Annotated in this window: 4 protein-coding genes, 1 tRNA gene and 1 pseudogene; 3 read left to right on the top strand and 3 right to left on the bottom strand. The window is 57.9% G+C overall.

Annotated elements, in window-relative coordinates; all coding sequences use genetic code 11:
* Positions 1-105: 105 nt before the first annotated feature.
* The 3 genes and pseudogenes from ACX3P1_RS27775 to ACX3P1_RS27765 all read left to right on the top strand — a co-directional run.
* Positions 106-300: pseudogene (locus tag ACX3P1_RS27775) on the top strand (cytochrome P450); the annotation flags it as partial.
* Positions 301-307: 7 nt separating this feature from the next.
* Entirely contained in the window at positions 308-1,315 is a 1,008-nt protein-coding gene (locus ACX3P1_RS27770; protein WP_459082975.1) for a lysophospholipid acyltransferase family protein, read from the top strand.
* 191 nt (positions 1,316-1,506) lie between these two features.
* Positions 1,507-1,582, top strand: a tRNA-Asn gene (locus ACX3P1_RS27765).
* A gap of 73 nt (positions 1,583-1,655) precedes the next feature.
* On the opposite strand, the gene ACX3P1_RS27760 is transcribed toward ACX3P1_RS27765, so the two are convergent.
* The 3 genes from ACX3P1_RS27760 to ACX3P1_RS27750 all read right to left on the bottom strand — a co-directional run bounded on the left by ACX3P1_RS27760 (position 1,656) and on the right by ACX3P1_RS27750 (position 3,239).
* Complete coding sequence (locus ACX3P1_RS27760) at positions 1,656-2,057, bottom strand: DUF1515 family protein (protein WP_459082973.1); 402 nt, start codon at positions 2,055-2,057, stop codon at positions 1,656-1,658.
* A 167-nt stretch (positions 2,058-2,224) separates the two neighbouring features.
* Complete coding sequence (locus ACX3P1_RS27755; RefSeq protein ID WP_459082971.1) at positions 2,225-2,515, bottom strand: hypothetical protein; 291 nt, start codon at positions 2,513-2,515, stop codon at positions 2,225-2,227.
* A 4-nt stretch (positions 2,516-2,519) separates the two neighbouring features.
* A complete protein-coding gene (locus tag ACX3P1_RS27750; protein WP_459082969.1) occupies positions 2,520-3,239 on the bottom strand; it encodes a glycoside hydrolase family 108 protein in 720 nt (239 codons plus the stop codon).
* Between the last annotated feature and the right edge of the window lie 169 nt (positions 3,240-3,408).

Here is a 3,408-nt window from a genome sequence, read left to right as displayed (position 1 = left end):
GTAGTCTCCATCGAATCTTTGCAAATCCGAAGGAATCACAACTGGCTGAAATCACTCAATCCTTTTTGAGGTCGCCTCTGAGGGCGCCGCCCGAAACCATACAGCTACATACCGTTTGCAAGTGGCCCCCGGGTTTGCCCCGGGTTGAATTTCGGTGTCACTGAAGCTGTTCTATGCTTGGCTATTATTGCCCAGCGGTTCCGCGTTGTGGTTGCGGACAATCACATAGCAGAACCGAACTGCCGTTTGACATTGCGTCCGAAGGATGGGCTTCCGGCATCCCTTCAACGAAGAAACTGAGGCGGCCATGTCTGCGGATGAACAGGAGAAGGAGGCGCCCGTCAGAAAAAGAAGAGCTTGGGTCTATAAGCGTGAACTTGCACCAAAGCTCACCGGAACCGGCGAGCACCGGCTGGACAAGTTATTTCGCTATTGGGTGACTGACAATTTTTGGAATGTGGCCAATCTTGCCGGACACTACGTCCTGAAGCTTCTGCCAATGGATGCCTGCTCGAAGCTTGGTGCGGCTCTTGGTGAATTTGCAATGCCGCGCTTTCATAAAATGGCTTCGCAGCGAGCCCGCAATACGATCAGGCAACTCTGTCCCGATATGAACGAGGATGAAAGATACGCGCTCTTTCGGGAGAACTGCCGCGCGCAAGGCCAGCTAATGGCAGAATTTTTGATTGTCGCACGACTGAGAAAGTACCCTGAGCGACTTGAAGCGCATGGGCTCGACTCTATTATAAAAGCGGCCGGAAACGGGCCTGTCATTCTTGTCGGAATGCACCTTGGGAACTGGGAAGTAGGCTCCATTGCACTCGGCAGAGCCAATTTGGCTTTGCAAACTTTCCATGTGCCTCCACGAGGCCGCGCAAAAGCCTGGATTGCTGAACGGGTGCGCCGAGGATCAGGGATTCATTTTCTGCCGCCCGGAGTTCAAGGCGTAAGGCCTGCGATCAGGATTCTGAAAGCGGGCGGTATTGTGAGCGCCTTTTGCGACGAGGGATATGAAGGCAAAATTCGGGGCCCATTCTTCGGTTCCAAACCTCATCTCGAAGGTAACATCGCAACAGTTGTTCGGATGGCGCGCCTCACCGAGGCAACCATATGCCCGTGGTATTGCATTCGTGGAGAAGGTTTTCGATTTGCGTGTCATGCACTCGAGCCAATTCGGTTGCCCGCAGAATCGAACCCCGGTGGACGCCTGCAGAATGATCTGCTGCTTTTGAATGACGCGATCGAGAAGGTCGTGCGAGCGCATCTGGGGCAATGGTATTTCTTGGACAATGACCTTGAAGGAACGAAACCATAGCCGACGGGGGCGGTAGTTGTAGCGATGTTGGCTTTGGCGAGGGCACGGATCTGCAGAAACTGCCTGATATCGATTGCTGAACAACTCGACAAAACAAGAAGCCCGCGCATCCATCAGGACACGCGGGCTGAATTAACCACCATGACCAGTCGCTGTTGCGAGCCAACGAGCACATGCTACATCTCGTCCATTCCCTGGTAGCTCAGTTGGTAGAGCAGTCGGCTGTTAACCGGCGGGTCGCATGTTCGAGCCGTGCCCAGGGAGCCACCTTCCAGATGCGCAAAAAAGCCCGCCCCGGCGAACCGGAGCGGGCTTTTTATTGCTAGCGTAGGCAGAAAGGTCAGCCGCCGCGAAACACCCTGACGATGTCGTGCCAGTAATAGGTGATCAGCGATCCGAGCGAGGCAAAAGCAATCCCGGTAACGCCGAGGGCGCCCATGCCCATCAGCTTCCAGCGCGTCACCTCGGCCGTCACTTCCTTGACCGACGTCATGTCGTCGTTGAGAGCCTTCACCGCATTTTCCGTCGCACCGACACGCTCAACCAGGTCGTCGGTCTTCTGATACATCTTCGAGCGACTGGCGGCGGCGCGTTGTTCCGACTGTTCATAGCTAAGGGCGGCGCGCGCGTCGGAATCCTTGATGTCGCGACGTATCTCGGTGATGTCGTTCTGCACGTTCTCCATGGAAGCGACGAGGCCTCCGATCATCATCTCCAAGCTCTTGGTCGACGGTGGGGTCATTTGATAGGCCTAACTGCGGTGTAGATGAGGATGGCGTACAGTGCGGCAACGCCGGCCCAGAGCGCGAGATCGATCATTTCCAGCAGCCCTGTGTCTTACCAAAACGGTTGTGAGCCGCGACCTGGTTGGTAAACGGCCGATCCGATTTCAGGATGGTGACGGACGTTTCAAGGTTGGGCCGGAGCTTCTGCCAGCCGTCGCACGCACTCTGCGGCTTCGTCGTCTGGCAGGCCGAAATCAGCACACAGAGAGGCAGCATCAGAAGCAGAGATCGTATCATCGATCTGGTTCCTTTCGCGAAGGACTTTGACGGAGGATTGCAGCGCGGCCACAGCCGCTTGCTGGCGTCCTTCGTGCTTGCCGAGGGCATACGAGCCCCATACGAGCAAAGCAGCACCAGCAAGGCCGGCAACAGCCAGTTTGAGCCACGTCGGGATGAAGGCGAGCAAAGCGCCCATCACCCTATCCCTCCACCGCCGCCCGGATCGTCTTGACCCGGCCGACAATCCACGGCCCAATGACGAGGGCGACAATACCGCCGGCAACACCCAATCCAGCGAACAGCGCGATCGTCTGCCACGGCCACCCGGCAATTGCGGTGAGCGCCGCTCCAGCGCCGCCCAGGCCGATGCCGCTCCAGCCCCAGCCGTTCGTCTGCTTCTTCACGGCCTTTTCGATGGTCTTCGGCACGACAGGTTGATCGACCGCGACGGGGACATGCACGGTCTTCTCGATCACGGTCGGGTTTTCAGGCGTCGGCTGCGCGGCCATCTTGAGCGCATCGGTGCGGACCGAGGACACGCGAGCCGTCCAACCCTTGCCGAACGTCTTCCACGTCTTGAGGCCCTTGAGGAAGGCCATGCGCTTGTCGCACAGGTCGTTGATGACTGTGGCCCGCATCAGGCCCTTTACAGCTTTCAGGGTGGCAGGACCGATCTTGCCGTCTTCCTTGACGCCAGCAACAGACTGAAGGTACTTGGCAGCGCGTCCCGGCCCGCTGTTCACGGCATAGTCGAACGTCGCATAGTCAACCCCGTCAGGAAGCTGCGCACCGGCCACGGCGTCCCAATAGTACCGGCGATCGACCGTCGCCACCTGTTCATCGCTGATCTTGCGGAGATCGTCCTTGGTGGCGTCGGCTTGGACGTAGCGGCGGAAGTTGGCGAGGGTCACGCCTTTCATGGTCGCGCCGCCGGGATCCTTTGTATGATCCGACCATCCGCCCTCATGCTTCAAGACGAGCGAAAGGCTCCGCTGGAAATTGCGATCCATTGTCTAGGCTCAGGACTCGTTGATCAGAGCCAGAAGATTACGGCGGCGGCGATGCAGATCGCGGACATAAAGGTGTGGG

The sequence above is a fragment of the Mesorhizobium sp. A623 genome, assembly GCF_054489405.1.
This window is presented reverse-complemented; position numbering and strand designations above follow the sequence as displayed.